This is a genomic window from Gemmobacter nanjingensis (assembly GCF_014652195.1).
Classification (GTDB): domain Bacteria; phylum Pseudomonadota; class Alphaproteobacteria; order Rhodobacterales; family Rhodobacteraceae; genus Gemmobacter; species Gemmobacter caeni.
This window is the reverse complement of record NZ_BMYI01000001.1, coordinates 704,552-730,269: the sequence shown is the minus strand read 5'-3', so window position 1 is coordinate 730,269 and position 25,718 is coordinate 704,552. Positions and strand designations below refer to the sequence as shown.

The 25,718-nt window shown below is 63.9% G+C and carries 29 protein-coding genes; 28 read left to right on the top strand and 1 reads right to left on the bottom strand.

All coding sequences use genetic code 11. The annotated features are described in order from the left end of the window. The first annotated feature begins 23 nt into the window (after positions 1-23). From IE126_RS03745 to IE126_RS03660, 18 genes are all read left to right on the top strand, one after another. Positions 24-710, top strand: coding sequence for a hypothetical protein (locus IE126_RS03745; protein WP_189380201.1), 687 nt, complete (start codon positions 24-26; stop codon positions 708-710). After that, complete coding sequence (locus IE126_RS03740; protein WP_189380200.1) at positions 707-1,459, top strand: hypothetical protein; 753 nt, start codon at positions 707-709, stop codon at positions 1,457-1,459. The genes IE126_RS03745 and IE126_RS03740 overlap by 4 nt, the downstream gene beginning before the upstream one ends. A 104-nt stretch (positions 1,460-1,563) precedes the next feature. Then, positions 1,564-1,935: an HNH endonuclease gene (locus IE126_RS03735; protein WP_189380199.1), complete on the top strand. Its 372-nt coding sequence runs from the start codon at positions 1,564-1,566 to the stop codon at positions 1,933-1,935. 66 nt (positions 1,936-2,001) lie between these two features. Continuing rightward, entirely contained in the window at positions 2,002-2,520 is a 519-nt protein-coding gene (locus IE126_RS03730; RefSeq protein WP_189380348.1) for a hypothetical protein, read from the top strand. Then, positions 2,501-4,207 carry a terminase large subunit domain-containing protein gene (locus tag IE126_RS03725; RefSeq protein ID WP_229825203.1) on the top strand — a complete coding sequence of 569 codons (1,707 nt, stop codon included), beginning with the start codon at positions 2,501-2,503 and terminating at the stop codon, positions 4,205-4,207. Before IE126_RS03730 ends, IE126_RS03725 begins: the two co-directional genes overlap by 20 nt. Before the next feature lie 2 nt (positions 4,208-4,209). Next, the gene (locus IE126_RS03720; protein ID WP_189380198.1) at positions 4,210-5,505 is read left to right on the top strand and encodes a phage portal protein; all 1,296 of its coding nucleotides are present in this window, start codon (positions 4,210-4,212) and stop codon (positions 5,503-5,505) included. Next, the gene (locus IE126_RS03715; RefSeq protein ID WP_189380197.1) at positions 5,495-6,442 is read left to right on the top strand and encodes a S49 family peptidase; all 948 of its coding nucleotides are present in this window, start codon (positions 5,495-5,497) and stop codon (positions 6,440-6,442) included. Before IE126_RS03720 ends, IE126_RS03715 begins: the two co-directional genes overlap by 11 nt. A gap of 2 nt (positions 6,443-6,444) precedes the next feature. Further along, positions 6,445-7,755 carry a phage major capsid protein gene (locus tag IE126_RS03710; protein WP_189380196.1) on the top strand — a complete coding sequence of 437 codons (1,311 nt, stop codon included), beginning with the start codon at positions 6,445-6,447 and terminating at the stop codon, positions 7,753-7,755. 78 nt (positions 7,756-7,833) lie between these two features. Next, positions 7,834-8,295: a hypothetical protein gene (locus tag IE126_RS03705; protein ID WP_189380195.1), complete on the top strand. Its 462-nt coding sequence runs from the start codon at positions 7,834-7,836 to the stop codon at positions 8,293-8,295. Further along, entirely contained in the window at positions 8,292-8,579 is a 288-nt protein-coding gene (locus IE126_RS03700) for a hypothetical protein (RefSeq protein WP_189380194.1), read from the top strand. The genes IE126_RS03705 and IE126_RS03700 overlap by 4 nt, the downstream gene beginning before the upstream one ends. A 2-nt stretch (positions 8,580-8,581) precedes the next feature. Then, the gene (locus IE126_RS03695; protein ID WP_189380193.1) at positions 8,582-9,157 is read left to right on the top strand and encodes a head-tail connector protein; all 576 of its coding nucleotides are present in this window, start codon (positions 8,582-8,584) and stop codon (positions 9,155-9,157) included. Then, positions 9,157-9,489 (top strand): phage head closure protein, encoded by a 333-nt coding sequence (locus IE126_RS03690; RefSeq protein WP_189380192.1) that lies wholly within the window; start codon positions 9,157-9,159, stop codon positions 9,487-9,489. The genes IE126_RS03695 and IE126_RS03690 overlap by 1 nt, the downstream gene beginning before the upstream one ends. Beyond that, the gene (locus IE126_RS03685; RefSeq protein WP_189380191.1) at positions 9,486-9,845 is read left to right on the top strand and encodes a hypothetical protein; all 360 of its coding nucleotides are present in this window, start codon (positions 9,486-9,488) and stop codon (positions 9,843-9,845) included. Before IE126_RS03690 ends, IE126_RS03685 begins: the two co-directional genes overlap by 4 nt. Then, positions 9,838-10,014 carry a hypothetical protein gene (locus IE126_RS03680; RefSeq protein ID WP_189380190.1) on the top strand — a complete coding sequence of 59 codons (177 nt, stop codon included), beginning with the start codon at positions 9,838-9,840 and terminating at the stop codon, positions 10,012-10,014. Before IE126_RS03685 ends, IE126_RS03680 begins: the two co-directional genes overlap by 8 nt. Continuing rightward, positions 10,007-10,426, top strand: coding sequence for a DUF3168 domain-containing protein (locus IE126_RS03675; protein WP_189380189.1), 420 nt, complete (start codon positions 10,007-10,009; stop codon positions 10,424-10,426). The genes IE126_RS03680 and IE126_RS03675 overlap by 8 nt, the downstream gene beginning before the upstream one ends. 48 nt (positions 10,427-10,474) lie before the next feature. Next, on the top strand, positions 10,475-10,903 hold the full coding sequence (locus IE126_RS03670; RefSeq protein WP_189380188.1) for a phage major tail protein, TP901-1 family: 429 nt from the start codon (positions 10,475-10,477) through the stop codon (positions 10,901-10,903). Continuing rightward, positions 10,903-11,328, top strand: a complete 426-nt coding sequence (locus IE126_RS03665) for a GTA-gp10 family protein (protein WP_189380187.1) — start codon at positions 10,903-10,905, stop codon at positions 11,326-11,328. Before IE126_RS03670 ends, IE126_RS03665 begins: the two co-directional genes overlap by 1 nt. Next, entirely contained in the window at positions 11,328-11,474 is a 147-nt protein-coding gene (locus tag IE126_RS03660; RefSeq protein WP_189380186.1) for a phage tail assembly chaperone, read from the top strand. The genes IE126_RS03665 and IE126_RS03660 overlap by 1 nt, the downstream gene beginning before the upstream one ends. Here IE126_RS03660 and IE126_RS03655 read toward each other — a convergent pair whose 3' ends face one another. Next, positions 11,475-11,942: a hypothetical protein gene (locus IE126_RS03655; RefSeq protein WP_189380185.1), complete on the bottom strand. Its 468-nt coding sequence runs from the start codon at positions 11,940-11,942 to the stop codon at positions 11,475-11,477. Between the two features lie 20 nt (positions 11,943-11,962). Here IE126_RS03655 and IE126_RS03650 point away from each other — a divergent pair, with 20 nt between their 5' ends. From IE126_RS03650 to IE126_RS03605, 10 genes are all read left to right on the top strand, one after another. Beyond that, positions 11,963-14,314, top strand: coding sequence for a hypothetical protein (locus IE126_RS03650; RefSeq protein ID WP_189380184.1), 2,352 nt, complete (start codon positions 11,963-11,965; stop codon positions 14,312-14,314). A 29-nt stretch (positions 14,315-14,343) separates the two neighbouring features. Beyond that, positions 14,344-15,183 carry a YbbR-like domain-containing protein gene (locus IE126_RS03645; RefSeq protein WP_189380183.1) on the top strand — a complete coding sequence of 280 codons (840 nt, stop codon included), beginning with the start codon at positions 14,344-14,346 and terminating at the stop codon, positions 15,181-15,183. Next, entirely contained in the window at positions 15,177-15,755 is a 579-nt protein-coding gene (locus IE126_RS03640; protein ID WP_189380182.1) for a hypothetical protein, read from the top strand. Before IE126_RS03645 ends, IE126_RS03640 begins: the two co-directional genes overlap by 7 nt. Continuing rightward, positions 15,704-16,129 carry a DUF6950 family protein gene (locus tag IE126_RS03635; RefSeq protein WP_189380181.1) on the top strand — a complete coding sequence of 142 codons (426 nt, stop codon included), beginning with the start codon at positions 15,704-15,706 and terminating at the stop codon, positions 16,127-16,129. Before IE126_RS03640 ends, IE126_RS03635 begins: the two co-directional genes overlap by 52 nt. Continuing rightward, positions 16,114-18,879 (top strand): phage head spike fiber domain-containing protein, encoded by a 2,766-nt coding sequence (locus IE126_RS03630; protein WP_189380180.1) that lies wholly within the window; start codon positions 16,114-16,116, stop codon positions 18,877-18,879. Before IE126_RS03635 ends, IE126_RS03630 begins: the two co-directional genes overlap by 16 nt. Positions 18,880-18,898: 19 nt before the next feature. Then, on the top strand, positions 18,899-23,569 hold the full coding sequence (locus IE126_RS03625; protein WP_189380179.1) for an FAD-dependent oxidoreductase: 4,671 nt from the start codon (positions 18,899-18,901) through the stop codon (positions 23,567-23,569). A 10-nt stretch (positions 23,570-23,579) separates the two neighbouring features. Then, positions 23,580-24,503: a hypothetical protein gene (locus tag IE126_RS03620; RefSeq protein ID WP_189380178.1), complete on the top strand. Its 924-nt coding sequence runs from the start codon at positions 23,580-23,582 to the stop codon at positions 24,501-24,503. Positions 24,504-24,589: 86 nt separating this feature from the next. Continuing rightward, on the top strand, positions 24,590-24,865 hold the full coding sequence (locus IE126_RS03615; protein ID WP_189380177.1) for a hypothetical protein: 276 nt from the start codon (positions 24,590-24,592) through the stop codon (positions 24,863-24,865). Positions 24,866-24,905: 40 nt separating this feature from the next. Further along, on the top strand, positions 24,906-25,451 hold the full coding sequence (locus tag IE126_RS03610; RefSeq protein WP_189380176.1) for an N-acetylmuramoyl-L-alanine amidase: 546 nt from the start codon (positions 24,906-24,908) through the stop codon (positions 25,449-25,451). A gap of 3 nt (positions 25,452-25,454) precedes the next feature. After that, positions 25,455-25,676, top strand: coding sequence for a hypothetical protein (locus IE126_RS03605; protein ID WP_189380175.1), 222 nt, complete (start codon positions 25,455-25,457; stop codon positions 25,674-25,676). The last annotated feature ends 42 nt before the right edge of the window (positions 25,677-25,718 follow it).

Genomic DNA, 25,718 nt, shown 5'->3' with positions numbered 1-25,718 from the left:
TGCCCTACAGGACAGGACAAAGAATGACAGGACAGGACCTGACAGAACATTCCTTCCCGGAACGCGGGGCAAAGCGCGGGATGGCAGATGGGGCAGAGGCTGAGAAAATGGAGGATGCGATGACCGAAGGCGCAGAGACCGATGAAGGACATGGCCGAAAGGCTGTGCGGGAGCATCTGATTGCCCGGCTGGAACAGGCCGGTTTTGTACGCAAGCGCGGCGTGACGCTTGAAGCGCATGAGGCGCGGATGACGGTGATCGTGGAAAAACTGTCCTACATGGACCCGGACAAGCTGGATGCACTGGCGGACGAACTGATTGACCTGTCGGGCGGCAAGGCTGACTGGCCGTCCGAAGTGCTGATCATGCACCGGGCTCAGGTCTGGCAGCCGCGCCCGCTGGCGCATAACCGGGCGCTGGTCAGCTGGCTCGGCTCGGTCGAAGGACCGAAGGCGCTGGGGCGCGGGGATCTGGTCGAGGTCTATCGGTTCCTGCGCAAGTATCCGCGCCCGCCGTTTGAATATGAACAGCGGGGCATCACGCAGGAGGCCGAGGATAATGCGCGGGGTCTGCGCATCCTGGCGGACAAGCGTGATCGCGGGGCCAGCCTGACCGATGCAGAGCTGCGGTGGGAGGCGGCCTATCTGCGCGACAAGGTCGACGCCATGGCGCTGGTCGAGGCGGGGCAGAGCAAGCGGGGTGCGGCGTGATCATGCGGTCAAATGGATTTGACCATGTGCGCGACCGGATTGACCGTCTGGTCGAGGCCGGGTCGGGGCTGACCTCACAGCAGATCGCGCCGCATCTGTGGGATGAGGCTGATGTGCGGCGGCGGGTCGAGGCCGCGCGGGCCTTTGCGGCGCGCACGGGTGCCCCGATGGCAGCGGCGCGTGATCCGATGCAGCTGGTTGAGAACTGGATTGTCGAGCGCGGTGGCACGCGGCGACGGGATGGCAGCCACTGGCGGGACATGTGCCAGCTTGAGGTCATGGTGGCGCAGGCGGCCCAGCGGCACCTCGACAAGGGTCTGGACCCCGCTGCCTTCGTCGCCCCATTCACTCCGGGGCAGATCGCGGTGGCGAGGGACTATCGGGCGCTGGTCGAGTGGCGCAACGGATCGGCCATGAAATGCGCCTCTCTTGAGGCTGGGCGCGGTAGTGGGCAGGGTGGCCTGTTCATTGACACGTTCATCGGGCAGGGTGACTGGCTGGCGGATCTGCGCCACCGCGTCGGTGATGTGGTGATCCTCGATATCCGCCGGCAGATGGATCGCGGCAATGCACGGCGCAAGGTTACGGCGCTTGCGGCTCTGGATGCCGTGGTGATCGAGGGTTTGGACCTGAGCGCCGTGCTGGCACGCTATCGCTGGGCGGTGAAGGGGCAGACGCGGGCGACGCTCAGGGCTGGTCTCAGGGCCGCTCTGGACCGTATGCAGGGATACCGTGAAAAAGGGGATTGACGCTTAGGTCCGCCGCGTGCATGTTCTTTGCCATCATCCACAGGTGCGCCCGCAGGTCACAGACCTCGCGGGCTTTACCTTTTCCATCCTGACATCGGTGAGCAATGGCACGGCTGAAGATGCTGCGCGACGGTACGCACAGGCTGCCGCCGATGGTCGGCTATCTCGCGCGGTCGGCGGCGCAGGCCTCGCGGGACAGGGATGCGCGGCTCGCTTGGCGGGCGTGGTACAAGACCGCACGCTGGCAGCGGCTGCGCTGGGATGTGCTGGTGCGGGATCTGTTCACCTGCGCCATGTGCGGCGTGGTCAAGGGTTCCGACACGTCGCTGCTGGTGGCTGACCACAAGGTCCCGCACCGGGGCGACCCGGACCTGTTCTGGGATGCGGGCAACCTGCAATGCCTCTGCAAGCGGTGTCACGACGGGGCGAAGCAACGGGCCGAGGCCGGGGCGGCCGGGCGGGGAGGGGGGGTGTGATCCCTGGGGCCGTCGGGACGCCAGACCGGTGCGTTCCTTCATCTGGAGATTTTTTTCTTGGGCGACGTGAAAAACGGGGATGACCTGATCGGCTACACGCTCTGGGGCGATCCGGTCTATCGCGTCAAGCGTAAGCGTGGCCGCCCACCGTTTGAGTGGACAGAAGAAAACTCATTTAAAGTCAGTATCTTGCTGTCTGCTGGTTGGTCGAATGAGCGGATCGCAGGAACCATCCTTGATCCGCGCACCGGGATAAAGATCAGTGTGCCGACGCTGAAGCGGTATTTTAGAGCCGAGCTGGCATCGCGGGACTTTGCGCGTGACCAGCTGAACGCCAAGCAACTGCTGGTCGCGGCGCAGGCAGCCTTCAGCGGGAACGTAGGTGCCATGCGGGTGCTGCAACAGCTGATGGACCGGAATGACCGGATGCAGGCTGAGCGGCAGGCCAAGAAGATCACATCGCCGGCCCAGTCTGCCGACCGTCAGGGCAAGAAGGCGATGGACAAGGTAAAGGCGGCAGATGCCGAAGCGGCATTGCAGGCCGCGCTTGAACTTGAGGCATCCCGTGGGTCACCACGACAGTAACCTGGCGCTGCCGCGTTTCGCCTGCCCGGACTGGTGGGAGCGGCTGTGTCAGGGGCTTCCGCCGATGGCGGATGTCCCGATCAACGAAGAGAAGGCCGCCAAGGCATTGGCGTTTTTCAACCGGATGAGGCTGCCGGACATTCCCGGCAACCCGCCGATGTCAGTCGCCTGTGGCGAGTGGTTCAAGGATGTGCTGGTGGCGTTCCTCGCCAGCGAAGATCCCGAGACCTATCAGCCTGTCGTCTGGGAACTGCTTTGCATGGTTCCCAAGAAGAACTCGAAATCCACCTATGTGGCGGCGCTGGCCCTGACCGCGCTCTACATGGAGGATGCGCCAAACCGTCAGATGCTTCTGGTCGGTCCATCGCAGAACATTTCGGAACGGTGCTTCGATCAGGCGCAGGGCATGATCCGGCTCGATCCGATTCTGGACAGCATCTTCCTCGTGCAGGATCACCTGAAGACGGTGACCAGGCGTCAGACCGGAACGAAGCTGGAGGTCAAGACCTTCGACACGTCGATTGTCACGGGCGAAATCCCGGTCCTCACGATCATCGACGAACTGCACGAGCTGGGCAAGAAGGCCCGCGCGGCGGCGGTGATGCAGCAGATCCGGGGCGGCGGTATCACCAAGCAGCGCGGGCGGGTGCTGATGATCACCACCCAGTCGGACGAATCCCCGGCTGGTATCTGGAAGATCGAACTGGACAAGGCGAGGGCAATCCGCGACGGGCGCGGCGGGTCGAACCCGATCATGCTGCCGGTCCTTTACGAGTTTCCGGCAGAGCTTCAGAGGTCGCAGGACTTCTGGCGGGCCCGCACGAACTGGCATCTGGTGTTGCCGAACCTCGGTCTGTCTATCGACGAACAGGCGCTTGTCGATGATTACGAAAACAACGGCCGGGTGACGAAGCATACTGAACAGATCTGGGCCAGCCAGCATCTGAACATTGAGATCGGTGTCGGCTTGTCTGCTGGATGGCTGGGTGCGCAATACTGGGATGACTGCGTTGAAGCCGGCCTGTCGCTTGATGAGCTGATCGAGCGCAGCGAAGTCGCGGTGCAGGGAATTGACGGTGGTGGGCTCGACGATCTGTTCGCGGAAGCCGTGATTGGCCGGTGCCGGGAAACCGGGCGCTGGCTGCATTGGGCAAGGGCCTTTGCTCATCCCGAGGTCTTTGAGGAACGCAAGGAGATCGCGCCGCGGCTGCTGAACTTCGCCGAGCATGGTGACCTGATCCAGTTGAAGGATGAGGATACGAGCGGCGATGTGCGCGGCGTAGCGGAAACAGCGGCCCGGCTCCTGGCGGCCGGGTTGCTGCCGGAACAGGGCGCGGTCGGTGTCGATACCACGAACTCCGCCGCGATTCAGTTTCAGATGTTCGGTAAGGGCATCACCTATGAGCAGCTGGTAGTTGTGGGGCAGGACTGGCGCCTGTCTCCAGCGATCTGGGGCATGGAGCGGATGCTGAAACAGGGCACGTTCCGGCACTGCGGGCAGCCGCTCATGAGCTGGACGGTCGGCAACGCCAAGCCGGAAATCAAAGGATCTGCTGTCCGCATCACCAAGGAGGTGGCGGGCAAAGCCAAGATCGACCCGCTGATGGCAACGTTCAACGCCTTCATGCTGATGCTGCGCGATCCGGTGGCGGCCGGGCCCGGCGCGTTCGAATATACAGGGATGTGACGATGGGACTTCTGGGTTTCCTGCGCCCCGGTGCTTCGGCCCGGGCGACAGATGCTGTGCGGGTTGAACCGCCCGTCGTCGCGGCAGAGCCCGCGAAGGTCAATTCCGAATCCCAGTGGCGTGGCTTTACGCCCATCGGTGGCGTTTCGAAATCCGGTGTTCGCGTGAACGAGGCCACCGCGCTTTCGCTGCCCGCCACCCTTCAGGCGCTGCGGATCATCAGCGGCGTCTTTGCAATGGCGCCGCTGCATCTCTATCGCAAGACCGAAGGCGGGCGGGACCGGATGGATGACCACCCCGCCGGCGTGCTGTTGGCGCAGCGCCCGAACAGCTTTCAGTCGCCGTTCGACCTGTGGGAAATGGTCATGTCCGACCTTCTGATGGCCGGGAATTTCTATGCCTATGTGTCACGAAGCTTTCGCGGTGATCCCATTGCGCTGACCCGGCTGAAACCGGGAAGCGTGATCGTGGCCGAGTATTTCGACCGGGCCGAAGGGCAGGTGCTGTTCTATGACGCGAGCCTTCCGGACGGGTCTCGCGAGCGCTTCGCGGCCCGTGATATCTGGCATATCCGCGGAATGTCGCGGGATGGGCTGGTCGGTTTGAACCCTGTCCAGTTCGCGCGCGACGCCCTGGGCGGGGCCATCGCGACAGGAGATCATGCCAACAGGTTCTGGCAGAAGGGCGGGCGTCCTTCGACGGTGCTTACGACAGAGCAAAAGGTTGGCCCGGATGACAAGAAGCGCATCCGGCAGGACTGGACGTCGCTCTACTCCGGGTCGGACGGCGATGCTGTCGCCGTGCTCGATCAGGATCTGAAGGCGGCTTTCCTGTCGCACAATCTGAAAGATGATCAGTTCATCGAGACGCGGCAGTTTCAGGTGGTTGATCTGGCGCGCATCTGGGGCGTGCCGCCGCATCTGATCTTCGACCTGTCCAAGGCGACGTTCTCGAATATCGAGCAACAGAGCCTTGAGTTTGTCACCTATCACCTCGGCCCGCATTTTGCGCGGGTCGCAGGCGCGGCAACGCGGCAGTTCGGCGGCGCCGGGCTTTACTTCGAGCATATCACCGACGCGCTGGTGCGCGGTGACCTCAAGAGCCGGATGGAGGCTTACTGGCTGCAGCGCCAGATGGGGCTGGCCAATGCCAATGAGCTGCGCAGCCGCGAGAATCTGAACAACATCAGCGGCGACGCCGGGTCGGAATACTGGCGGCCTTCGAACATGGGGCTGGCAGGTCAGCCGGTCAGCGCTGCACCGGGCGGCGGAAACCAGGGGAACAGCAATGCACAATGACCTGACCGCGATCATCGCGGCGATCCGCGCGCAACCATGGGCAATCATGCCCGAATATCTTGAGGCAATCGAGGCCATTGCCGCCCGTGCGCTGGATGCCGATGTGCTGGCCCGGATCGCCGGTGACAGTCACCATCGGACTATCGGTGCGAGCTGGTCCGCGCTGGCCGCTGTGGGGATGCCGCTGGACGGGGCCACCAGTGCGACGCAGCGTGACGGCGCTGCCATCATTCCGATGCTGGGGCCGATCTTTCCGCGGTCCAGCATGATCAGCGCAAGCAGTGATGGCACTTCGTTGTCGACCATGATGCGCGATCTGCGCGTGGCAAATGCCAGCGAACAGATCGACCGCATTGTTATGCTGGTGGACAGCCCTGGCGGGGTGGTGTCCGGCCTCGGGGAGGCGGCAGACGAGATTGCGGCCTCTCGCAAGCCGGTGACTGCCTTTGTCACCGGCATGTGCGCCAGTGCCGCATACTGGTTGTCCAGTCAGGCGCGCGAGATCGTCATGGACAGATCCGCCTATGCCGGATCGCTGGGCGTGGTGGCGACGGTCACCCGGCAGGAGGCGGTCGGTCAGGATGGGCGTCGGGCCTATGAAATCGTCAGCAGCGGTGCCCCGCTGAAGCGTGCGGACCCGAGCACCGAAGAGGGGCTCGCCGCCTTGCAGGCCGATGTGGACGCGGCCGAGGCGGTGTTCTTCGCGGACGTCGCCAGGGGGCGACGGGTCAGCCTTGAGACGATCAGCAGCGATTTCGGACAGGGCGGAATGCTGGCGGCGGAACGGGCCGTCAGGGTCGGCATGGCTGACCGCATCGGCACGCTGGAGGGCGTGCTCTCACAAGTTTCCGGGCGCACCCGGAGCAATACAGGTGGTCGCCGTGCGCTTGCGGCCGCCGAACTTGAAACGCGGCGGCGAGCCGCAGACAGGAGCTGACCATGGACCGTATCACGGCCCTGCGAGCCCGCCGCGCGGGCATCATCGAACAGATGGAGGCCATCGTTGCTTCCGTCGGCGAAAACGAGGATCTGACGGCGGAGCAGCAGTCGCAGTTCGACGCGCTGCGCGCCGAGGATGATCGGGTTGCGGCACAGCTGTCGCAGGCTGAGGATCTCGAGCGTCGCCGTGCCGCCGCTGCGCGCCCGGCTGCGCCGCTGCCTGGTGTGACCGCGCCGGTGGCCGGTCAGCCCGCCGTCCCGGCCCAGCCTGCCGAGAAGGGTCTGACCTTTGCGCGCATGTGCCGCACCATCGCAGCGGCTGGTGGCATCCCGCATGTGGCGGCGCAGATCGCCGAGGCGAATGGCGACGGCGGTCTGTTCGCCAATCAGAACATGGGCAGCGGCCCGGCCGGTGGTTTCCTCGTGCCCGAGGATGTGTCGACCGAGGTGATTGAGCTGCTGCGTCCCGCGTCGGTGGTGACTGCCATGGGGCCGCGCATGGTGCCGATGCCCAATGGCAACCTGACCACCAACCGCCGCGCGACGGGCGCCAACTTCAGCTACACCGGCGAACAGACCGACATCGACGCGACTGGCTACACCTATGGTCAGGTCAAGCTGTCGGCCAAAAAGCTGGCAGGCATCGTGCCGATCTCCAACGATCTGTTGCGCGCCAGCTCGACCGCTGTCGACCGTATGGTGCGCGATGATGTTCTGGCCGACGCGGCGCAGATTCAGGATCGGTTCTTCCTGCGCGGGTCCGGCACCGACTTCGCGCCGAAAGGGCTGCGCTGGCAGGCACTCGGGACGCCCTTCGCGACCACCCATATCATGACGATGACGGCCACGCCCGACCTTCAGAAGGTGACCAATGATCTGGGTCGGATGGAGCTGGCGCTTGGCAATGCCAATCTGCCTTATACCGGCGCGCACTGGACCATGTCGCCGCGCACGGCGATGTATCTGACCAATCTGCGCGACGGCAATGGCAATCTTGCCTTCCCGGAAATGCAGGACGGTCAGCTGCGCCGGAAGCCCGTGCATGTCACCACTGAAATCCCGGACAATCTGGGGGGCGGGACGGAATCGGAAATCATGCTGGTCCTGCCGCAGCATGTTCTGGTCGGCGAGCACATGGGCATCGAAATCGCGATGTCGACCGAGGCTGCCTACAAGGATTCCTCCGGCACCATGCAGGCCGCATTCAGCCGCGATGAGACGCTTCTGCGCATGATCATGCAGCATGACATCGGGCTGCGGCATCTGGCGGCCGTTTCCGTGCTGACCGGGGTGACCTGGGGCGCTGCCTGATCCGGCTGGCTGACCTTACAGACGGGCCGCACTGACGGCCCGTTTCACATTTGTGGGCATCGCCCAAGGAGCAAGACAATGACCACGCAGATCCGCAGCATCGGCGATCTTGTCGCCGTGAAACGTGCTGCTGCCAATACCGCCGTCACCGCCGGCGGCAGTGGCGATAATACCGAGGTTGCCGGTGTCATCATCGACCGGGCCGCCATCGGGTTCCCGCAATCCTGTGTCGTGGCGATCCCGTTCACGGCCACGCTTGCCGCCGCCGCGACGCTGACCATCGCGTTCGATGTCGACGAGGGCAACGATTCCGCCCTGTCGGATGCGGAAGTGCTGACCTCGGCGACGGCGGCTGTCGTCGCGACCGGGCCTTCCGGTGGTGGCACGGTGGCGGGCACCTTCGAAGCCAATGTGTCGCTGGCCGGGGCGGGGCGCTATGTGCGTCTGAATTTCACGCCGAACCTGTCGGCAGCCAACACCGATACCGCCGCCCTGTCGGCGGTGATCGTCTTCGGCGGCATGGACCGCTTGCCCCAATGAAGCGGCTTATTCTTGTGAAGGGCTGGAAGATGTACCAGCCCGGTGAGAGCGCAGGTTTCGATGACGCCACGGCGCAGCGCCTGATCGCCAGTGGTGTCGCCGCTGATGCTGAGGCAATCGAACGTCAGCGTGCCGAAGCGGAAGCGAAAGCCGAGGCTGATGCCGCGCAGGCCAAGGCTGATGCAGAAGCGAAGGCGCAGGCTGAGGCCGATGCGGCGGCTGCCAAGGCCAAGGCCGACGCTGATGCCGCGCAGGCCAAGGCTGATACGGGCAAGAAGTCCTGACCATGCGGCTTACGCGAACTGTCGGTCCTGCCGCAGCGCCGGTCACCGTGGAAGAGGCGAAGGCGCATTGCCGCGTGGACTTCGATCACGAGGATGATCTGTTTGCGGCATGGATCGACACGGCGGTCGATCTTCTGGATGGCCCGACCGGCATGCTCGGCCGGGCCATCGTTCGGCAGGAATGGCTGCTGGAGCTTACTGCATGGCCGGGTGCCATCGTGTTGCCTGTCGAGCCGGTCCTTTCCGTTGCTGTTGCATATCTGGATCAGGACGGAGCGGAACAGGATGTCGATGTCGGCATGACATGGTTGCAGCGCGCGCCCGGAATGGCCGCTGAGCTGCATTTTGCCAGCGGTTTCACCCAGCCCGCGCTGAGTGCATCTGATCCATACCCGGTGCGGATCACGATGGTTTGTGGTTTCGGGGATGCAGCGGACGTGCCGCCGGCGATCAAGATGGCCATGAAGATGATGGTCGAGCATTGGCATGAGCATCGCGGCGTGGTGGTGACTGTCGCGGTATCCGAGATCCCGATGTCCGCGCAGGCGTTGCTGGGCCGCTGGCGCAGGGTGCTGTGATGCAGGCGGGGAAACGATCAGATCGCATCACCTTCCAGCGTCAGTCTGTGAGCGATGATGGATATGGCAACGTCATGTCCAACTGGTCGAACCTGCTGACCTGCTGGGCGGATATGTTGGAACGTCTGGGCGGCGAAAAGATCCAGTCCGGCGCACTTGAAGCGCCTCGCCTCGCAACGATCAGGGTGCTGCGCGCCCCGGAAACTCTGGCCGTGACAGAGGCCGACAGGATCGTAGCCCGCGGTCAGACCTGGAACATCCGCAGTATCGCAGCTGTGGGCCGTGCGAACGAGGAACTGGAAATGCTCTGCGAAACACAGGTGGCGACATGACGGTGATTGGCGCAGACCGGGTGATGCGGAAGCTTTCGCAGCTTCCCGATCGGATCAAGAAAAATGTGGATCGGGCCGTGAAAACCTCCGGCGATGAACTGGTGCGCACTGCCAAGGTGCTGATCCCGGTCGGCAAGGATGCGCATGGCGACGGCCATGAGCGTGACAAGATCCACGCGACCCAGAACGCGGATGGGTCTGTGCTGGTGGATTTCGGTCCGAAATCCAAGGTCATCGAGGGCGACCGCGGGCCTCGGCCTTTCGTGAACCCGGCTCTATCCGTCACGCGCAAGCGCCACAAGAGCCGGGCCAAGCGCGCCGTCAACAAGGCGGTGAAGGAATTGTTCAATGGCTGAGATCAACCGTATCCACGTCATCGTCGAGCTGGTCGATGGTAAAGAAGTAAAGGCGGAGTTCGGCCCCGGACATCAGATCGAGGTCAGTCGAGAGGTTATTCCAAACGGCGAGGTGGATGGGTATAAAACCTATGTTGCTGGCAATGTCGCGGTGACCATCCATGGCTGACGGCCCCGGCCTTGCGCTGCAAAAGGCGCTGATCACCGTGCTGCGTGCCAATGCTGGCGTATCGGCGCTGGTCGGCGCGCGGGTCTATGATGAGCCGCCGCAGGCCGTGGCGTTTCCGTATGTGCGCATCGGCAATCTCGATCTGTCGCCCGAGCGCCTGTCCTGCGTCGATGACCATAGCATCGTGTTTTCGGTTGAGGCGCATTCGCGTCCGACCTCGGGCCGAGTCGAAGCCGCCCGCATCGCTGATGCAGTCCGCGTCGCGCTGAACGATCAGGAGGCGGTGATCAATGCCGCGATGACCGGCTACAGCGCCGACTGGTGTACCTATATGACCCAGACGGCGAACCGCGCCGCTGACGGTGAAAGTTACGTCGCAATCGTGGCGTTTGAGGCCGCTCTGGCCGACTGAGCCAATCTCGCCCTTTGGCAAGGCACTCCACCATAAAGGAGCCAGATCATGGCAAAGCAAAAGGGGCGCAAGCTCCTGATCAAGATTGGCAACGGCGCCACCCCGACCGAGGTTTTCACGGTGCTGTGCGGTCTGACGTCCAAGACGATGACCATCAACAACAATGAGATCGACGTGACTACGGCGGATTGCACCGATCCCGGCGGCGCGATGTGGACCGAGGTGCTGGCCGGGGCCAAGCGCGTTTCGGTCAGCGGAAACGGCCTGTTCAAAGATGAAGCCGCCGAGGCGACGCTGAACACGCTGGCGATGGACGATGACCCGATTGCAAATTTTCAGGTGATCGTGCCGGACTTCGGCACCTTTCGGGGCGGTTTCTTCGTGTCGAGCGTCGAATACGGCGGCGAACAGGAGGGCGGCGTGACCTACAGCCTCGCGCTGGCCTCGACCGGGGCCGTCACGTTCACGGCTGCCTGATGGCAGTTGCCCGCACATCCGCTGAGCTTGTGGAGGTCATCGGCGGTGAGAGCCGCCGGTTGATCCTGCGCAATTCCGAGATCGAGCGTTTCGAGGTGCAGTATGCGCCGTTCGGGATTTTCGAGTTGTGGGACCAACTGATCGGCAAGTCCGCGCCGCCGCAGGTGCGCCATGTGCGCGATCTGGTGGCGCTGGGGCTGATCGGTGCCGGTATGGATGACGTGAAGGCCGATGGGCTGCTGGCATCATTGCCGCCGTCTGACAACCTGTTCCTGCGCGGCGTGGCGGTGCGGCTGCTGGGGCTGGCCTTCGTGCCTGCCGCGATCAAGCCTCAAAAAAAAAGCGATGGTTCGCGCAGCGTGAAAGCAAGGGCGGAGCCAAGCGATACGACGCCCGCGAGCGGGTCGGAAACATCTGCGGCGTAATGGGCCTGCTGCCTGCGCAGGTCTGGGCGATGACGCCGCTTGACACCGATCTGCTGATCACCGGCTGGAACGAGGCGCAGGGCGACCAGATGCCAGCCGCCCCGACAATGGAAGAAATGGACGATCTGATCAGGCGTTACGGGTGATCAAGGGTATGCCTTGATGAGTTCGCTTGCTCTGGCCATTCCATTGATGCTTTCGATTTCGAAAACTGTTTCAGTGCCTAGCCCAAGTTTCGCGCAATCGCTTTTCGCGTGCGGCGGCGAAACTAGGGCGGCAATTGAGACATCACCACCGGCAAGCTGTGATCCGGCTGGCGGTCTTAACTCTATAGCAACGCGGTTATTTGGCCTTCGTGTCGCTAAGAAACTGACTGTATATTTCGATGGAGAGTCTGCGATGATCGCCCCGCGATCCAACCAAAGCTGACCGTCCATCGCGCAGAAATCGAACCTCTTCAGATAGGCGGATTCTCCGACAGCCAGATCGGAGAATGCAGTTTCTCCCTTCCATTCCAGATAGGCTTTTTCGCCTACATCAAGCCTGAACTCCGCCTTGGCTTGGTGAAGTGGGAAACCTATCGCCAAAGCTAAGATGAAAAGTAGAAGCGGCATGACAATCCCCGAGATATGCAATGACTGACGATAACCTTGAGCGCATCACGATCCTGTTGCAAGCAAAGGATCGCGAGTTTTCGCGGGCCATGGACCGCAACAACAAGCTAATCGCCAAGCTGACGCGTGATGCCGAGCAGGGCACCACTCGCATGTCGCGCACCGTCCAGAAGAACCTTGACGCCATGACGTCAGCGGTTGGAAGCTTCGCGGTCGGCTTTGCCGGTGGTATCGCTGGCGGTCTGGTAACGGGGGCCATCGACAAGCTGACCACCGGCCTCGCGCAGACGGTGAAGGGAATTGCCAGCATTGGCGATGAGGCGCGCCGGGCTGGCCTTGGCGTAGAGGCGTTCCAGGAATGGAAGTTCGTTGCGGAACAGAACCGCATCGGCATTGACCAGCTTGTAGATGGCTTCAAGGAATTGAACTTGCGGGCCGATGAGCTGGTGCAGACTGGAGCTGGTCCGGCGGCCGAGAGTTTCGCGCGGCTTGGCTACACCTCTGCCGATTTGGCGAAGAAGCTGAAAGACCCGTCTGCCCTTATGCTGGAAATCATCGGGCGCATGGAAGGCATGGACAAGGCCGCGCAGATCCGCATCGCGGATGAGGTGTTTGGTGGTTCGGCTGGCGAGCGCTTTGTGGAGTTGCTGGGGCAAGGCGACGAAGGGTTGCGGCGCACCATTGACCGGGCGAGAGAACTCGGCCTTGTGATGGATGAGGCAGCCATCCAGAAGGCGGCGGAGCTTGATCAGAAATGGAATGAGCTTGCCAACAGAGTTGAAAACTTCGGCAAGCGGGCTGCCATTGCTTTGGCCGATCTTCCATTTGCGATTGTGGAAGATCGGATCAACGAAATCTTCAACGAAGCAGAAGGGCGACATATCCTCGGTGATGAGGTCTACGACCAACTGCGCAAGGTGGGTGCCCTATCTGATGAGCAGGTTGTCACCCTGACAGCACTTCGTGGCGAGTGGCGTGGGCTGACCGAGGAAGCCGACCGGGCCGCAAACGTTCTCGCACAGGCAGCAAGTGAAGCTGACATGATGGGTCTGGACGGATTGTGGGAGGTGCTGGCGCGGGCGTCTTCTGAAATGCGCAAATTGGCTGATGATTTCCAATCTGGTGCTATCGACGGGGAAACCTTCAGCAAGGGGATGGATGAGGTCCAGCGTTCGGCCAGCGATGCATTCGCTGCGCTTGATGCTGCTGATCGTGTGAACTTCAGTGGGGCGATATCTGAGGTTGACCGGCTTGGTGGCATTGTTGATGCAGTAACTGCCAAGGTTCAGCAGCTTTATTCCTGGCTTAAGGCGGCGGCTGGTGCCGGAAGTGGGGCCGCGAATGTGTCCGTTGGCACGCCGATGGGCGTCGGTGATATCCAGATGCCACCGACCGAAAGCGCGCCGCGCACATCCGTCAAGCCGCCAAGCAAGCCATCTGGCTATGACACCGACATGGATAACAACGGTGTGCCGGATGTTGTGGACGAGGCGCGCGAGAGGGCCGCAAAATCCAAGGGAGGCGGGGGCAAGTCCAAGGGCGGTGGTGGCGGCGGCAAGGATCGCTTTGGCGACGGCATGAAAGACTGGCGCGTCGAGGTCGAGGGGATGCTGGCCGAAGCAGAGGCGCTGAACAACCTCGTGCTGGCCTATGACGAATACGGCATTTCCGTTGATGTTGCCCGGAAAAAGGCGGAACTGCTGCAAGAGGCCAAAGAGGCGGGCAAGACGATCACGCCGCAGTTGAAGGTGGAAATCGACAAGCTGGCCGAAAGCTATGCCAATGCGGCGGTCGAGTTGGAGCGCGCGAAAGAGCGGCATGAGGAATTCAAGTCGGCGGTTGAAGAAGCCAAGGGCACGCTGTCCAGCGCCTTCACCGGGCTTGTTACGGGCGTGCTGAGTTTCAGGGATGCTCTGGGGAACGTCATCGGCAAGCTGGCCGAAATGCTGGCGATGAAGGGTTTCGATAGGATCTGGGGCGCTGGTCTGGGTGACGCCGCTGGGGGCTTCCTGAAGATGCTTGGGTTTGCATCCGGTGGCTATACCGGGGCGGGAGGGCGCAACCAGCCCGCCGGGATCGTCCACAAGGGCGAGGTGGTGTTTTCTCAGGATGACGTTGCGCGGGCCGGTGGTGTCGCGGCGGTCGAGGCGATGCGGCGGAATGGCGTGTCGCGGGCCGTGCCCGCCCGGCAAAGTGCGCCTGCCGCCATGGGTGGGATGGACGTCTCAATTGGCTGGGATGACAGCATTGGCAATTTCCGCGCGACGGTGCGGGATGAGGCAGGGCGCGTCGTCGCGCAGGCCACGCCCGGTATGGTCGGGCAGGCCGTCGCTGCCACCTATCGCCGCGCGCAAGAGGTGCCCATCGGATGAGGATTGTTGCTTGGCCGCCTGTCGGTTTCATGTCCCGCGCGCCCGTGGTCGAGCGGCCCGTGGCGCGGTCGCAGGGCCTTTTCTCTGGTGCCCGCGCGGTGTCGTCTGCCGGGCCAGCGCGCCGCGTCACAAGCCTGTCGGTATCGGCGCTTTCCCGCAGCGCGGACGTGTCGCGGATCAAGACCAACCTGATTGCGGATGCACGGGCTGCGGGAACGCCGATCACCAGCGCGCTTGTGCGGGCGCTTGAAGCGCAGGCGCGTGAGATCGCGCGCGAGTCTCGGGCCGGGGCGGGGTTCATGGCGCAGCTCTGGCGCGAGATTGACGGCGGGGTGGATCTGATCCGCATGTCGGTGTGCGGCGATAACTGGTGGATGGATCAGGCGCGGTCGAAGGCGCGGGGCGGTGGCTATACCGCGCCGCTGACGTGGACAACCCCGACCGACCCGGATCTGTCATGGACTTCCGGCGGCGATCCACTGCGCTGGTTTACCGGCCCGGTGCGCATTGCCACGACCGGCACCAGCGCCGACGGCTATCCGACGATCACGCTGACTGGCCTGCCGCCCAATACTATCGTGGCCCGGCCTGACGATGTGATCCGGTCCTATCCAGCCGGGGCAAACAGCGAGACGGCGCGGGCTGTGACGCTGGCGATTAGCGATGCCGATGGGGAGGTGACGATCAAGCTGACCAGCGCCCTGCCTGCCGGGGTGATCAGCTTGCAGGATATGGAAAGCGTGGTTTTCGAGGTGCTGGGAGCGCCGCGCGGCACGCAGCCTGTGGCCGACAACTGGGCGCTCACCGTCGATCTGCGCGAGGTGCTGCCTGACGAATATGCCGGTGCAACGGAGGTCGATCCATGGTGATGTCGCGCGGTGTTCCCTCTGGCATGCTGGCCGCGCTGGATGGCCCCATGCACCCGGTGATGCTGGTGTATGTGGACTGGCCGGGCGGGGCGCAGCGTGCGCACAGCAATTTCGGCACGATCACATGGGGCGGTCACGACTGGACCGGGGTGGGCAGCATGGGCGGCGTGACGCTGCCCGGCGAAATGACCGGCATTGCCTCGGATGACGGCGCGCTGACACTGGGCGGCCTGCCCGAGGTGATTGACGATCTGCTGTCGGTCGATCCGCGCGGGTCTGAGGTGCTGATCTATTTCGGGCTGACGACGGTGCGCAACGGAACGACGCTGGTGTCTGGCCCGGTGCTGGCATGGTCCGGCTATGTGGATGGCATGGTATCGACCGAGGGCTATGAGGGGCAGGAGGTCCGCAGCACGATCACGCTGCCGGTGGTGTCGCGCGCCTCGCAGCGCCTGCGACCTGCCGCCTATCACAGCGAGGCGGATCAGGCGGCTGAGTATCCCGGCGATACCGCTGGCCGGTGGCTGACTGCAGCACTGGCCCGCACGACCACGGCGCTGCCGAAGTGGTGATTGATCACGTCCTCGCGGTGATGCGCGGGCCGATTGTCATGGGCGTGTCGGACTGCTGCCCGGCTGCCTGCGATGTATTCCATAGGCTACACGGCGTTGATCCAATGGCGCCGCTGCGGGGGCGCTACAGCACGGCGATAGGAGCGGCACTGATCATTGCACGGGCGGGCGGGTTTGAGGCGCTGGCCGATGATCTGGCCGAGCGGGCAGGGCTGGCGCGCTGCGGCTGGCAGCCCGGTGCGCTGGCAACGGCGGTCATGCCGACCGGCCCGGCGCTGGTGGTCGGGCTGGATCAGCCGGGCTGGTGGGCTGGCCGCTGCGAGGGCGGGTATCAGATTTTGCGGGACGTGGGGCGGATATGGTCGAAACCGTAGCTGGCTGGCTGGTAGCTGCTGGAGTAGAGGCGGGTATCGCCACCGGCATCGCGCAGATCGGCATGTCTGTCCTGCTGTCCACCGTGTCGCGGGCGCTGGCAAAACGGCCCAGCATGGGCGACCAATCGCGCGAGCTGGAGGTGACGCGCAGCCTGCCGGTCTATCGCACCGCCTATGGCGAGGCGCGGATCGTCGGATCATGGGCGCCGGGCTGGGTGGTCAATGATGGCATCCTGTATGCCTGCATCATCCTCAATTCGCGCCGGTCCGACAGCGTGTCGGCAATCGAGTTCGATAACCGCCTGGTCGAGTTCAGCGGGGACATGCTGGATTTCTCGACCGGGGCGACCGCGATCAATGACCCATTCGACGGCTATGTTACTGCATGGCTGGGGCTGGGCGACCAGACCGCGCCGCCTGACCTGATCATGTCGGAGTGGGGCGACGCAGGATCGACGGACGCCGCGAAATTCTGGCCGACCGATGCATGGGCTGGCCGCACGGTCCTGTGGTTGAGGCTCAAGAAAGGTTCTGCGAAATCGGCTGGCGAGCGCTGGCCGCAGGGCCGCCCGCAGGTGCACGTCACCGGCAAGTGGTCGCTGGTCTGGAACCCGGCAGACGTCGCGCAGGATGCGGACGATCCGGCGACGTGGGAGTGGTCGGACAATCAGGGCCTGTGCATTCTGGATGCGCTGCGCACCAATCCGATTGCCAAGCTGCCCACGAGCCTGATCCACATGGCCAGCATCAACCGGCAGGTCGAGGTGGCCGACGAACTGGTGCAGCGCAAGGGCGGGCTTGAATCGGACCCACGGTATCGCGTCGGCGGCGTGGTGGTCTGGAACCCTCAATCCGAGCTTTACCAGCTTCTGCGCCCGCTGGAGGTTGCGGGCGGTGGTGGGCTGGTCCAGATCGGCGGCATGATCGGCTATCAGCCGGGCGAGTATCTGGCGCCGTCTGCCGATATTACCGACGTGCTGGACGAGGCGCCGGTATCTTTCACGGCGATTTCGCGGGGCCGGGACATGCCGCGCGCGATCCGGGCGATCTATCCCGAGCCGGGGGCAGCTTGGGAGGATACGACACTGACGCCTATCGAGGTTCCGGGCGGCGGGGGCTGGGATGGTGGCGATGATCGTGTGGAGGATCTGGAGCTATCGCTTGTGCCCTATGCGCGGCAGGCCAACCGTCTCGCGCAGATCGAGGCGCGGATGCGGGGCCAGCAAAAGCGCATCGGTGGTATCCTGTTCCCGCGCCACCTCGATTTGGTGGCAGGGGCCAACATCACCATGGACCTGCCGCGCGCCACCGACCCGCGCAATGGGGTCTATCAGATCACGCGCATTCACCCCGCGCATTTCTTGGACGCGGGCGACGGTGTAGCCTTTAGGCTACCGTTTGAGGCATCTGGCATTGCGTCATCGGTCTATGCCTGGAACCCGGAGACGGATGAGCAGGATTATGCGGTCGCGGTCGATATCGACGCCAGCCTGACGCTGGCCCCGCCGGGTGACATCCTCACGACGTCCGGGGCCGATGTGGTGGTGGAGACGTGGGGCGGCTATGTGGCCCGCGTGCTGTTCGAGTTCGCGCCGTCCCCCTCATCTGGCGTCATGGCCTATGAGTGGCAGTGGCGCGTGACTGGCGGTGACTGGACCGACGGCGGCATGATTGACGCGGATGTGCGCAATGCCGATGACCGGGTGTTTGCCTATCTCGACTATGTTTCTGACACTCGCACCTATGAAATCCGCGTGCGCGCCATGTCGGAGGGCCGCACATCGGACTGGGTTACAGAGACGGCAATCGTCGTCACCACCGGGGTGCCGAGATATCGGGCGGATTTCGAGGATGCGCTCTATGAGATTGACCGCACCGCCGTTGCGCAGGCCACGGCATTCGGCCTGACGCGCGCCAGCACGGCGACTTATGTTGATGCCTTGGGCGTGATCCAGACGGCGGCCGCAGATGTGGCGCGGTTTGATTATCTAACCGGCAGCCGGTGCCTGCTTGTCGAGCCTGCGGCGACCAATACTTTCCAGCGGTCGGAGGCGCTGGACAACGCATATTGGAGCAAATCGCGAGCCAGCGTCTCAGCAAATACTGTCGCCGCGCCAGACGGCACTACGACGGCCGATACGCTGACAGATGACGCGACAACCGGAACGCACGCGCTATTTAGGGCGGGAGTGGCATGGTCGGCAGGCCAAGTTTATGCAATGTCGGTCTACGCCAAAGCCGGTACGTTGTCTCAAATCATGATGCAATTCGGCGGCGGCGGCGCAGTATTCCCGTCGCCCGCGACATGGCAGGCGAAATTTGATCTGTCATCCGGGACGCTGATTTCAGCGGGTGCCAGCCTACTTGACGCCGATCTAGTGGCACTTGGCTCAGGCTGGTATCGGTGCTGGATCATCGGGCAGGCGGCTGCCAGTGCGACGGAGGCGGCCGGGTTGGCTTACCTCCTGAGCGGGGGCGCGACGCCATACACCGGGACGGGCTCTGGGTCAGTGCACCTGTGGGGCGCACAGTTAGAGACTGACGGCGTGTCCAGCTACATCCCGACCGCAGGCGACACGGCCACGCGCGCGGCGGATGACCCAGAGATGCGCGGCATCACCACCACGATGGACTTGGCCGTGACCTATGGAGACGGCACGACCGCGACGCTTGCAGATCGAGCCGTGTCGCCGGGATTTTGGCCCACTCTGTCGCAGCACAGCATCCGCCGCATCGTCGGCACCCCCTAAAACTATCTGAGGTGCATCAATGACCTATACCCTGCCCATCACCGGGAGCGGGCCGTCTCAGGCTGCGTCCGTGGAGGATCATGAGGACGCAATCAACGGCGAAACGACGGCCCTTGCCAATGCCATCTCGACCGAAGCTGGCGCCCGCGCTGCCGCCGATACTGCCCTGCTCGATCTGGCTTCTGCTGGTGATCAGGTGCGGCTGGCCTATGTGTCCGGCGACGGGCAGGACGCGGTTTATGGGGTCGTCGCGGCGCAGGCCGCTCTGACACTGAGTGCGGGGCAGCTGATCCAATTTGCGTGGCCGGGGGCTAACACTGGCGTTGGTCCGTCGCTCACCATCGACTCTACCGTCTACACGCTGCGCGCTTCCGATGGCACTAACCTTGCAGCAGGTGATCTTCGGGCTACTTCGTATGTCGCGCGCATCCACTCCGGCACGGTGATCCGCCTGCTCAGCCTGACGCGCATCGCGGACGTTCCGGGGCTGACCGAGGCGCTTGACGCTGCTGAGGCGGCCGACTCTCTCGGAGATACGATCCGCATGACCAATGTCGCGGGCACCGGAGACGCTGTGACCGCAGATGTGCCGACCGAGCAAGGGCATATCTCGATGATCGTCGGCCAGTATATCGACCTGCTCTGGCCGGCGAACAACACGGCTCCAGACCCGACGGCGACCATCGGCGGCGTGACGTATATCGTCAGGCGGCGCGACGGCAGCGCGCTGGACGCTGGCGACCTACGGACTGGTGCAGTCTACCGGATGCGGGTGCAGGCCACCGGGGCCTCTCCGCGCCTGCGGGTCCAGAATGCGATTTCTGCGAGCGACATCAATGGTCTGGGCGCGCTGGCAGCAAAGACGACTGTCGGGTCGGCAGATATCGACGCCGGGGTTGTGACCAATGGCAAGCTGTCCGACATGGCTGAGGCCAGAATCAAAGGCCGCAAGGCTGGCGCCGGTACTGGCGCGCCGCAGGACATGACGGCGGCAGAGGCGCGCACCGTGCTTGGCCTCGGGACCGCCGCGACCACTGCCGCCAGCGCATATGCCACCGCAGCGCAGGGGGCCACTGCTGACAGTGCAGTCCAGCCCGGAGACGCCGTGTCTGATCTGGCCGAGACCGCGACAGCAAAGATCATGACCGGCGATGAGCGCGCCAAGCTCGCAGGTATCGCGCCAGCAGCCACCGCCAACGACACCGACGCCGACCTGCGCGACCGCACCACGCATACCGGATCGCAGGCCATCAGCACCGTGACTGGCCTGCAAGCCGCGCTTGATGGCAAGGCCACGACGGTCCACACGCATACCGCATCTCAGATCAGCGACAGCACGGCGGCTGGCCGGACCCTGCTGACGGCTACAGACGCCGCAGCGCAGCGCACGGCGCTTGGGCTTGGGACTGCCGCCACCACTGCCGCGAGCGCATATGCTACGGCTGCACAGGGCGATCTGGCTGACAGCGCGGTGCAACCAGGCGACGCCGTGTCAGTGCTGGCAGAGACTGCTGACGCCAAGATCATGACGGGGGTGGAGCGCACCAAGCTTGCTGGTGTCGCGCCTGCCGCCACCGCCAATGCGACAGATGCCGCCCTGCGCGACCGGGCCACGCATACCGGGTCGCAAGCCATCAGCACGGTGACTGGATTGCAAGCCGCGCTGGATGGCAAGGCTACGGCGGCGCAGGGGGCAAAAGCCGACAGTGCCGTCCAGCCGGGCGCGATGACCGCAGCGATTTCCGCAGAGGCCGACGCGCGCGACAAGGCTGATGTGGTCGAGGCATATCGACCCGGCGAAAATATCGATCTGTGGTCGCAGACGACGACCGGAGCGCCGGAGGATCGCGCGCCGGTCGCAGTCGGCACGGTCACGGCCAATGCTGACGGCGCTGTCCTGCGCATCACCGGGACTGATATTGACGGCGGCTTGGGGTATGGCGACTTTGCGCCGCGCGCAGCACATGCGATGGAGCCAAACCGGGTATATCTGGTCCGCGCTGTCGTGCGGCGCGTCGTCAATCCGGCTGACCCGCTCGGGCACGGTGTCGAGTTGCTGGGTCGCAATCTTAGCGCCGCGAAATCAGCCGTATCATATGTCGCTATCGCACCGGCCATCGCGCTTGCCGTGGCAGATGGCCGCGTGGAAATCTCCGCATATGTCTGCCGTGGCACGCCGCCTGCTGGCGTGACAGCCTATGCGCCGCCTGCGACATCTCGATACATGACGCCCGCGATCCGCATCCATGGCAATGGCGCGACGACGGATATCGAGGCGCTGTCGTGGGAGGACGTGACGGACATCGTGACCTCCAACGCTGACATCGCCGCAGTTGATGCTGATCTTGCCGCGCATGCCGCGCGGGCTGACAATCCGCATGCCGTAACGGCGGCACAGGTCGGCCTCGGTCTGGTTGACAATACCAGCGACCTTGCAAAACCGATCTCTACCGCGACGCAAGCCGCGCTGGATGGCAAGGCTACGGCGGCGCAGGGCGCTCTGGCCGATACCGCCGTCCAGCCGGGCGACGCCGTGTCAGTGCTGGCGGAGACTGCTGACGCCAAGATCATGACGGGGGTGGAGCGGTCCAATCTGTCGCATATCGACGCGCAGAGTGACGTTTGGGTTGAGGGTATTGGGATCGTTGACCGGGCCGAGATTGATCTTGACAGCCGCGCCACATTTGCGGCGACGGTGACGAGCGCGCATGCCACCAGCCAGACTACCGGCGGGCTTGAGCCGGTGCTCACGTCCGGCGAGATTGAGACTGACACGACTGCATGGATCGAGGGCGCAGGTATCGCATCTGTGGCGCAGATCGACGCTGACGGGCGCGCTGTGGCTGCAATCGTCTCGGATGCAGTCGTATCGGGTGCAGATCACCGTGATGTGTGGATCGAGCGCGAGGGCGCTGTCGATGCGATCAGTCTCGACGCCGACGGTCGTGTGATCGTAGCGGCGCGCGACGGTCGCGGTCTTACGGCATCGGACGACAATCTCATGGTCGATGATGGTCGCGCGGATCAGTCATTTGATCTTGTCGTTTACGGTGGCACGCTATCCGGCATCATGGCGGCGGTGCGGGCCAAGCGGCGCGGGCTGCGCGTTGCGATTGTCGACCCGTGGCCGCGTCTGGGTGGCGCGATCCTCTGCGGCGGGCTGGTCGTGACAGATTTTCCGGGGACGCAGGCAAACTGGGGCATCGTGCAGGGCTTGACGCGGCAATTTTTTGGCCAGTTGCAGGCGTGGTATGACGACCCTGTTGCGGCGCGGTCTTATCTGCACAGCGCGACGCAGATGATGCAGATCTACGACCCGCGCGCCTATCAAGCGGCGATCAAGCTCTGGACGCGCGAGATTGACCTGATCGTCCAGTCGTCGCCAATTTTCGAGGAGGGCGACCTGCGCAAGTCCGCATCCGGTGCGATCACCGCGATCCGATCCGCGGTCGGGTGGTTGCGCTGCAAGGTATGCATCGATGCCAGCTATGAGGGCGATTTGATCCGCGCGAGCGGTGCGCCATACCGCATCGGTCGTGAGGGGCAAGGCGAGACCGGCGAACCTTTTGCGGGGTTTAAACCCATCGGTCATGGCGCAATCTCTCGCAGCGGGTTTACGACCCCGGCAGACGGCGCGCTGGTGGAGGCGTCATCGTCGGTCGCTGGTCTGTCGGCTGGTGATGCAGATGATCGGGTGCAGACGCTCTCCGTCCGCTCGATCCTGACGCAGCACGCCAGCCGCGTGCCTTTCGCCAAGCCTGCCGGTTACAACAAGGCCGACTATCTGATCGCTGGCGAGGGCGCGGCTCTGGCTGGCTACACAAAGCTGATGACCAACAGCTTTGCCGACCCTGCCGCTGCTCTGGCGTATCAGGGCACTGTCATCCTCCGCGACGGCGTCTCCGCGCGACAGACCAACAACGGGACAGGCGCCATCGTCTCCAACGAGATCGGTGACGCTGGGTCGCGCTACGCCTCTGGCAACTGGGCCACGCGCCGCGCGATTGTCGATGCGCAGCACCGCTGGCAGCAGGGGCTATATTACTACCTCGCAAACGACATCGTGTCAGATTTTGACACCCCCAGCACGCAAGCACTGATGGCAGACGCGCAGACCTGGGGCATGGCGCCGTCGCTCTATCCGGCGTCCGATCATGGCGCAGAGTGGCCCGAGTGGGTCTATGTCCGAGAGGCGCTGCGGCTGGATGCGGCCTATGTCATGACGCAAGCAGACCTCTACGACAACGCATCTTCGTCGATCCCGGCTGGGTGGGAGACGTGGCATTCCGGTGCTGGCCGTACCAGCACTAAATCCTCGCAAGTGTCGCGCTGGTCGTATTTTCTGGATGCCCACGCAACGCGGATTTACGAGGACGCAGCAACGCCGGGGCGGTTTGTATTCGAGGGACCGACGCCGCCGGATCACGATGTTGATGTCTATGACATCCCGTACACATCGCTGCGCACGGATCACACAGCGGCCGGGCACGTCCCCAACCTGCTGGCGTCTGTCTGCATCGGCTGCACGCATGTCGCGTGGATGTCGCTGCGCATGGAGCCGTCCGAGGCGATGGTCGGCGAGGCAGCGGGCGAGGCTGCCGCGCTGATGGTCGAGGGCAACCTGAAAAGCACGCACCAGGTAAACATCGCAACTCTGCAATCCCGCATCGGCAACGCCGCATCTATCTGAGGACCATATCATGACCGCACTTATCACCCGCATCCCGACATCTACCGACGATGAGCGCAAGCCCGCCGCCGTCGTTGGCGTTGACGCCCAGATCTGCGCCGATCCGCTGGTTGCAGAGTATTTTCACCCCGGCAAGGCGTCGATCAGCGGCATCGCGGCGGGGACCGATCAGCCGTTCGCGTGGCGCGGTCTCAAGACCGGGGTGCGCATGACGCCTGCCGAGGCCGGATATCAGCCGACCTATGTCGCGGACGGCGGGTCCGGCTACGGCGCGCTTAAATTTGGGTCCGGCGCAAATGCCGGGCTGTCTGGCGGATCGCTCAGCGATACGCACAACGGCGCGCTGGCCTGTCCGCTCGACGCTCTGCTTTTCCCGCCGCAAGATGATGCGATGGGGATCGCAAACCCATACAGCATCGTCGTCGCGTGCAAGACGCCTGCCAGCGCTGTCGGCGACGACATCTATCCGGGCGCCATTGCCGGGACGATGACGCGCTTCCCGGACTCGACCTCTGTCAACCAAAACGACTGGGCTGGCATCGGCATCGGCCTCGGATCGATTTCGGAAAATCGCGGGTTTTTCGCGGGTCGCGGTCTTGTTGGGGCGGCTGTTAGCACGAGCAACGATGCAACAGACGCGTGGGTGATCCTGTCTGGCATCTTTGATCTTGCTGGCAATCAGTATGTGCTGCGGCGCAATGGTGTGCAGGTCGCGGTCACGGCTGTCACTCAGTCCGCGCCGACTGCCGAGCGCGCGGGGTATCGGCAGCTGCGGATCGGCTCGGCGGGCGACATCGGCGCTGCAATCGAGCGGACGTATATTGGCCAGATTGGCGCGGTCGCAATCATGCACGCGGCTGGCAATGCTGGGTCAGGGCTGACATCCATGCAGCGCATCGAGGCGCGTCTCAAGGCGATGTATGGCGTCGCGTGACAAATATCTCTGAATAATAGCAGCATCATCCGCGCGCAATTCCAACACCCCGCTTCGGCGGGCTTTTTCTTGCCCAGGAGGCGCCATTGCCCGTCCAGTTCGACAATAAGATCAGCCTCGGGCATGTCATCAGCATCGTGACGGTGCTGGCCGCCTGCATCATGGGCTACGCCACATTGTCAGCCCAGCAAGAACGTCTGTCTGCCGACGTGCTGGCGATGCAGCGCGCGGCCGAGGCGCGCGAGGCGCGCATCCGTGCTGTCGAAATTGCGCAGGCCAGTCAGTCCAGCGACCTGCGCAGCATCCAGATCGGCATCAGTCGTATCGAGGCGCAGTTGGAAAAGCTGCAACCGCGACCGTAACCCTGCCCGCCTCGCGCGGGCTTTTTCATGGAGCAACGAAATGACCAAGGTCGCCTTGGTGGTCGGGCATAACGCCCGGTCGCAGGGTGCTGTCCGTCAGACTGACGGGCGCACCGAATATGACTGGTGCGGGGATCTGGCCGCCGCGATCAGCGCCTGCGCGCCGGGGATGTATGAGGTTTTCCGGCGCCCTGCCGGTCGGCCCTACAGCGCAGAGATACGCGAGACCTATGCCGCTGTCGACGCCAAGGGCGCGGCGGCATCGGTGGAATTGCATTTCAACGGTGGGCCGACCAGCGCCAGCGGTGCCGAAACCCTGACCAGTGGGTCCAAGGGTTCGCGGCGTCTGGCCGGTCTGATCCAGCCCGCCATGGTGCAGGCGCTCGGGTTGCGGGATCGCGGCATCATCGTCCGCGCGCGCAATGATCGAGGCGGCCTGAGCCTTCATGCGGGGCGCACGCCTGCGGTGCTGCTGGAGCCGTATTTTGGCAGCAACCCGACCGACTGTGCCGCCGCCGACCGTCACTATGCCGCCCTGGTGCAGGGCATTCACAAGGCCTGTGTGGCCTATATCAACGGAGCCTGATCAATGGATTTTTTCCTCTTCATCCGCATGGTGATCCTTTACCCCTTCTTTGCTTGGCTGGGCGGCACTGGCGCGGCGGAGTTCGTGCAGTTCGACAAGGCTACAGATACGTTGACGATCCAGTTTACACTTGCGGCCGCTTGGCAGGCTGGTGCTGGCCTGCTGGGCTATGTCGGGACGTGGTGGGCATCGCGCAGGGCGAAGGCGTCGGGCGGCGCGACGTGATGCGCAGCCGCTGGCCCCTGCGGCGTGGCTTCAGGTGGTGGG